The 6,558-nt window shown below is 66.2% G+C and carries 7 protein-coding genes and 1 pseudogene; all 8 read left to right on the top strand.

All coding sequences use genetic code 11. From position 1 onward, the window contains the following. Positions 1 to 199 precede the first annotated feature (199 nt). The gene (locus tag OG884_RS00040; RefSeq protein ID WP_326640844.1) at positions 200 to 472 is read left to right on the top strand and encodes an acyl carrier protein; all 273 of its coding nucleotides are present in this window, start codon (positions 200 to 202) and stop codon (positions 470 to 472) included. 54 nt (positions 473 to 526) lie between these two features. After that, positions 527 to 1,759, top strand: coding sequence for a beta-ketoacyl-[acyl-carrier-protein] synthase family protein (locus tag OG884_RS00035; RefSeq protein WP_326640843.1), 1,233 nt, complete (start codon positions 527 to 529; stop codon positions 1,757 to 1,759). A gap of 3 nt (positions 1,760 to 1,762) precedes the next feature. Further along, positions 1,763 to 3,580 (top strand): alpha/beta fold hydrolase, encoded by a 1,818-nt coding sequence (locus OG884_RS00030; protein ID WP_326640841.1) that lies wholly within the window; start codon positions 1,763 to 1,765, stop codon positions 3,578 to 3,580. Then, positions 3,577 to 4,710 carry a beta-ketoacyl synthase N-terminal-like domain-containing protein gene (locus tag OG884_RS00025; RefSeq protein ID WP_326640839.1) on the top strand — a complete coding sequence of 378 codons (1,134 nt, stop codon included), beginning with the start codon at positions 3,577 to 3,579 and terminating at the stop codon, positions 4,708 to 4,710. Before OG884_RS00030 ends, OG884_RS00025 begins: the two co-directional genes overlap by 4 nt. Beyond that, complete coding sequence (locus OG884_RS00020) at positions 4,707 to 5,054, top strand: 3-hydroxyacyl-ACP dehydratase FabZ family protein (RefSeq protein ID WP_326640837.1); 348 nt, start codon at positions 4,707 to 4,709, stop codon at positions 5,052 to 5,054. Before OG884_RS00025 ends, OG884_RS00020 begins: the two co-directional genes overlap by 4 nt. After that, positions 5,051 to 5,515, top strand: a complete 465-nt coding sequence (locus tag OG884_RS00015) for a 3-hydroxyacyl-ACP dehydratase FabZ family protein (RefSeq protein WP_326640835.1) — start codon at positions 5,051 to 5,053, stop codon at positions 5,513 to 5,515. The genes OG884_RS00020 and OG884_RS00015 overlap by 4 nt, the downstream gene beginning before the upstream one ends. A 1-nt stretch (position 5,516) precedes the next feature. Continuing rightward, complete coding sequence (fabG, locus tag OG884_RS00010) at positions 5,517 to 6,248, top strand: 3-oxoacyl-ACP reductase FabG (RefSeq protein ID WP_326640833.1); 732 nt, start codon at positions 5,517 to 5,519, stop codon at positions 6,246 to 6,248. Between the two features lie 13 nt (positions 6,249 to 6,261). After that, positions 6,262 to 6,531 (top strand): annotated as a pseudogene (locus tag OG884_RS37355) (acyl-CoA dehydrogenase family protein); the annotation flags it as partial. Positions 6,532 to 6,558 lie beyond the last annotated feature (27 nt).

The following is a 6,558-nucleotide window of genomic DNA, read 5'->3' as shown; positions in this document are numbered from 1 at the left end:
GGCGGGGCAAAACCATTGTCGCGACAGCGGATCGTGAAAGAGATTCTGAATAGGAAAGGTGTGGAGCACTACCACCCTTTCACGGCACATGGACCGAACGTTTGGTTCATCTGAATAGGAAAGGTGTGGAGCACTACCACCCTTTCACGGCATATGGACCGAATGTTTGGTTCACCGGATTCCGGCTGGAGAAAATGTCATGACTACCACTAATTCTGGCTCGTTCGTCGATGAGGAGCGCCGCGCGCAGATCAAGGAGATCGTCTGCGAGATCCTTGAAATCGACCTGGATGAGATGACCGGCGACAGCCTGTTCAAGGAGGACCACGGCGCCGACTCGATGGGCGCCATCGAGATCCTCTCCTCGCTGGAGCGCACCCTCGGGGTGGACATCGACCAGGGCGAGCTGGTCCGGATGGTCAACCTGGACGGTGTCGTCGCCGTCGTCGACGAGGCAGCCGCCGCCAAGTAGCAGGCAGGCGACGGCGGCCAGGAAATCGCCACCGACAAAGAGATGGAGCACTAAGTGTACGACGAACGCCAGCCACCGCGCCGGGTGGTGATTACAGGTCTTGGCGTGGTCACCAGTATCGGCGTCGGTGTCTCCGACTTCCTGGCCGGCCTGCGGTCCGGTCGTAGCGGCGTCAAGCCGATCACGTCGTTCGACACGAGCGGCTACGCGTACGCGAACGGTACCGAGATCACCGGGTTTCGTGCGGAGGACTGGATCGTCAACGTCGATCCCGGCCGGCTCGGCCGGGCCGGTCAGTTCTCCGCCGCGGCCGCCAACCTCGCGGTGGCCGACGCGTCGATGTCGCTCAAGGAGGTGCGCGCCAGGCGGGTCCTGGTCTCCATCGGTACGACGGATGGAGAGTCAAGGGATCTGGACAACCTGGCCGTCGAGCAGTTCGAGTCGGGTCCCGAGCGGCTCAGCCCGGTGCTGGCCGGCCGGATCCAGGCAGGCAGACTCTCCACGAGCATCGTGCGCGAGCTTGGCCTGACCGATGTGGAGGCGGTCACCATCCCCACGGCGTGCGCGGCGGGCAACTACGCGATCGGCTACGGCGTGGACGCGATCCGCGCCGGTGACGTGGAGATGGTGCTCGCCGGCGGCGTGGACGCCTTGTGCCGTAAGACCTTCGCCGGGTTCTACCGGCTCGGCGCGATGGCACCCGAGGTGTGCCAGCCGTTCGACAAGGACCGCAAGGGCATCCTCACCGGTGAGGGGGCGGGCATCTTGGTGATGGAGAGTCTGGAGTCGGCGAAGGCCCGCGGTGCCCGGATCTACGCCGAGTTACTGGGCTACGGGCTGAACTGTGACGCGCTCAGCCCGGTCGCGCCGGACCGCAGCAGCCTTGCCCGGTGCATGCAGCTGGCGCACCGCAACGCGGGTGTCAAGCCGCAGGACATCGATTTCATCTCCGCGCACGGCACAGGGACGAGGGCCAACGACCAGACCGAGGTCGAGGCGATCATGGAGGCGTTCGGCGACACGCCGCCGCCGACCGTGTCCATCAAGGGCATGCTGGGCCACACGATGGGGGCCGCGAGCGCGCTGGCCACCGCGGCGTGCGCGCTGGCGATCACCGAGGGATTCATTCCGCCGACGATCAACCACAACGAGACCGACCCGGCGTGCCAGGTGGACTGTGTGCCGAACGTGGCGCGGGCCGCGGAGGTCCGAGTGGCGCAGAACAACTCGCTGGCGTTCGGCGGTAACAACGCGGTGGTCATCGTCGGGCGGCACGAGGAGGCGTGATCTGTGGCACCAGCGAGTGTCCGGCGGCCAAGGCGCAGGCGGCCGGCCGGCGGCAAGCCAGTGGCCCGGGTGCTGTTGTTGCACGGACTGGGCTGCACGACCAGCATGTGGGAGCCGCTCGACCGGTACCTGCCCGATGACGTCGAGTTGTGGGATGTGAAACTTCCCTGGCACGGTATCGAAAGCGCGGACTGGAGTCGGCAGTGTGATCCGGTCTCCCTGCTGGTCGACTCGATGGACACCGGTGAGGCGGGCCGATTCGACGCTGTCGTCGCGCACTCGTACGCGGCGAACCTGCTGATCGAGGCGATGTCGGAGGGCAGGCTCGCGCCGGGGGCCGTGGTGCTGGTCAGCCCGTTTCACCGGCACAGCGCCGCCGACTTCGACTGGCCGACGATCTCCTACTACCTCAACGATTTCCACCGTATCTTCGCTGAGGCGCTGGACATCGGCGCCCGCGGCATCCCGGAGGTGTGGCGCGCCGCGGCCGCGCTGCACGTCCGAGACCAGATCGGCGTATACGGCTGGATGCGCTTTTTCGAGGCGTATCTTCGGTCGCCGTTCGTTGATCTGTCCACGATTGACGCTTCGGTGCTCGTTATCACCGGGCAAGACGACATCGCCACCCGGGCCTCCGACGGCAGGCAGCTGGCCGCGGCCCTGCCGGAGGGCCGGTTCGAGCTGATCGAGGACTGCGGTCATTTCCCGATGGCCCAGCAACCGGGCCGGTTCGCCTCACTCGTGCACGGCTTCCTGCGTGAGGCCCTGTCCCTGCCGATTGTTTCTCCCATCACCATGCCTGGAGTCGATGTGAACCCGACAGCCCCTCAGACCCCGATCGCGGCGGGCCTCGCCGCGGGGGAGCCGACCACCACCACGCTCAGGCCCCGGTATGAGGGGTCGAACATCTGCACCTGGATCGGTTTCAAGCACGTCAACTATCTGGTCGAGGAAGCGGTGCTCGATCACCTGAGGCAGCGCGGGTATCCGGCGGGCGAGCTCTATGAGCGGTACGGCATCTGCGTTGACATCGCAGACATCGACACTCGCATGTGGACCGCGTACCACATCGACGACGTCGCCGTGGCAACCGTGCGGCCGGTCGCCTCGAAGGGCGGTGCGCAGCTGCGGTTCGTGGTCGAGATGATCGCCCAGCGTGAGACGCCGGTGAAGACCGTGACCTCGAAGGTCGCTGTCACCCTGCGAAACGATCCGCGGGGGTTTCCGGCCGAGGCCGCGCCGGCCGAGCTGGGGCCGCACATCGTCGAGCGGCTCGGCGAGCGGCTCGGCGAGCGGCTCGGCGAGCCGGTCGCGCCGATCGAGATCATCGGCGATGACCCGCTCAAGCAGCTGATCGGCGACGCCAACGCCTTTGGCTGGGTCTGGCGGATGCCGTACTTCTACTGCCACTTCACCGAGCGTGTGCAGATGACCGGCTACCTGCGGCTGATGGAGGAGGTCGTCGACCTGTTCCTCCAGGAGCGCGGCGTGTCCATCAAGACACTGCTCGATGAGCAGAACTGGATCCCGGTGGTGCCCTCGTCCAAGGTCAGGATCTTGGACGAGGCGTGGATGGAGAACGAGGTCTACACGGTTTTCACCGTGGAGGAGGTGTTCAAGCGATTGACCTACACCGCGCGGATGGACTGCTACGTCAAGCGGGACGGAAAGCTGGTCCAGGTCGCCACCGGTAAGATCACCCATGGTTACGCGGTGATCGAGAACCGGCGTGACTGGAGCCAGGTCGACTTCGACGACCGGCTGGCCAAGGCGCTCACCGGTGGCGCGGGCTCGGCGGCACGGGCGGGGCGAGGTCAATGAGCGCGCCGACGGTTTCCTCCACTGTGGACGGCAAGACATCGGCGGGGCAGCTTGTCTTGTCGGCCTGGTCCACGCTTTCTCCCTACGGGGTGGGCGGCGAGGCCTTCAGTGCGGGCATTCGTGCCGGCCGAAGCGCCGTCCGCCCGTTGGACCGGGATGCGTTTCCCGGACCGTTCACGCGGGGCGGTGTGCTGGCCGACTTCTCACCTGCCGGGTTCCTCGGTAAGCGAGGCACCCGTGCGATGGACCGGCTGACCGCGCTGGCGATCGGCACGCTGGGCCTGATCGTCGAGGAATGCGGTCCGCAGCTGACCGCGGACGCCGAGCGGATCGGCCTGGTGCTTGGAACCGGTTCGGGCAGCATTCAGTCCATCATGGACTTCACCCGGGACTCGCTGGCCGGCAGGAAGCCCTACCACGTCGACTCGGCCCTGTTCCCGAACACCGTGATGAACAAGGCCGCCGGGCAGAGCGCGATCTGGCACGGCATCAAGGGGCCGAACACCACCATCACCGGTGACTGGAGCACGTGTCTGCTCGCGCTGAGCTACGCGATACGACTGGTCCGCGGCGGGCAATGCGATCGTGTTCTTTGTGGAGCGGTCGAGGAGCACTCGGCTCAACGGGCCTGGCTGGAGTGGCATGCGGGCGCGAGCCACAGCCAAAGGCCCGCGCTTGCCGAGGGGGGCGCGTTCTTCCTGCTGGAAACGTTGGCTGGAGCAAGGAACGCGGGGCGTACCCCGGTCGCCCGGGTGCTGTCGACGCGATTTCGTGGCGTCGGCGACCCCGCGGACCCGAGGGCGGCGCTGGCCGCTTGCGTCAAGGCGGCTGTGGAACAGGCGGGCGTGCGCGGTGAGGACGTGCGTGTTGTGGCGCCGTCCGCTGCCGAGGGGGACATCGGTAGCGCGGAGAAAGCCGGAATCACCGACGTGCTCGGCGCGACGGCGAAGTGGGTGGGCTGCAGGTCGCTCATCGGGGACGCCTCCTCGGTGTCCACCGGGTTTCAGATCGCGGCGGCGCTGTCGGTCGCCGAATCGTTCGGTGACAACGATCTGGCGTTGGTCACCACGATCGACCGTGACGGCACGGTCGGGTGCGCGTTGCTCGGCGGATACGGAGCCGGGTCATGACGGCCGCGCAGGTGAGCGGAGTCACTGTCACCGTGGACGTTTCCCCGGACGATCCGGTGTTCGCCGGCCATTACCCGGGCTTTCCGATCCTGCCCGGCCTGTTCCTGGTGGAGTACGTCAACTCGGCCTTTCGTGATATGTGCGCCGCCCGCGGCGCGGATCCGGTGCGCCCCGTCGCGCTGGAGAGGGTCCGGTTCATGCGGCCGGTCTACCCCGGCGACCAGGTGAGGCTTGAGCTGGCCGTCGAGCAGGTGGGCGGGTTCACCCGGTGTTCGGCGTCGGCCGTGGTCAACGAGGAGCGGGTCGCTGAGATCCGCGTGCGCTACCCGGCGGTGACGGCATGATCGGAGTCGCGGAGATCAAACAGATCATTCCGCACCGGTACCCGATTCTTCTCCTGGACCGGGTAATCGAGGTGCGGCCGGGTGAGAGTCTGGTGGCGCACAAGGCGATCACGTGCGCTGAGCCGTGCTATCAGAACACCGACGATTACGCGTATCCGGTGAGCTTGTTGGTGGAGTCATGGGCGCAGGCGGCCGTGTTGCTGGCGTGCTGGGAGACACCGAATCCGGACGTGCTGGCCGGTAAGGTCGAGCTGGCCGCCGGGATCAAGAACGTGGACCTGCTCGAGCCGGTGTTCCCGGGTGAGGTGCTGGAACATCACGTACAGATCCTGCGTAACGTCGCAGACGCGGCGATCGTCGCGGGCAGCAGCTTCGTGGGCGGCCGTAAAGTCCTTGAGGTGGGCAGTTTCTCCGTGGCGTTGCGTGGTGTCGAGGTCTTGATGCGTCCTGGAGGTGACTGACATGCGTCCTGTGGCATTGGTGACGGGTGGTTCACGCGGGATCGGCGGCAGTGTCGTGACCCGTCTGGCGGCCGATGGATATGATGTCGCGTTCTGCTACCGCTCCAACAAGGAGGCCGCCGACCTGGTCGTCGGGCAGGTTGCCGAGGGTGCTTCGGTGCTCGCCGAGCAGGTGGATGTCACGGAGTTGGGTGCGGTCAGGCAATTCGTCCGCCGGGCCGAGAAGGAACTCGGCCCGCTCGGCGCGGTGGTCTCGTGCGCGGGGATCATCCGCGACAACCCGCTCGTGATGATGAGCGAAGAGGACTGGCACACGGTATTGCGTACCAATCTCGACTCCACGTACAACGTTTGCAGTGTGGCGGTGTTCGGGATGATCAAGCGTAGGGCGGGTTCGATCGTCACGCTGTCTTCTGTGGCGGGTGTGTATGGGAACGCCGCGCAGACCAATTACTCGGCGTCCAAGGCGGGCATTATCGGTTTCACTCGTGCGCTGGCCAAGGAGTCGGGCCGGTATGGTATCCGGGCCAATGTCGTGGCGCCCGGTCTTATCGAGACCGACATGACGGCGTCCATGGCGGGTAAGGCGCGTTCGGGAATCGCGGAGCGGATTCCGCTTGGCCGGTTCGGTAGGCCGGAGGAGGTCGCCGATCTGGTGTCCTTCCTCGTTTCGGAGCGTTCCAGCTATATCACCGGTCAGGTATTGGGGATCGACGGCGGTCTCGTTGTCTGAGTGTTAGGGGGGCATGATGTCCGGGGGGTTGCCGGTGAACGGTCTCGAACTGCGGGAGTTACGCGATCTCGCGCGGGCGTTCTGTGGGAAGGAGTTGGTGCCCAATCAGGAGCGTTGGGCGTCGCAGAGGTGTGTCGATGCGCGGCTTTGGCGGGCCGCGGGTGATACGGGCCTGCTTTGTATCGGGATTCCCGGGCGGTACGGCGGTGGTGGCGGTACTTTCGAGCACGAGATGGTGTTGATCGAGGAACAGGCCATGGCCGGGGACACTTCGTGGGGTGTCAGTGCGCACGGCGTCGTCGCGCACTAC

Source organism: Streptosporangium sp. NBC_01755 (assembly GCF_035917995.1).
Lineage (GTDB): Bacteria > Actinomycetota > Actinomycetes > Streptosporangiales > Streptosporangiaceae > Streptosporangium.
This window is presented reverse-complemented; position numbering and strand designations above follow the sequence as displayed.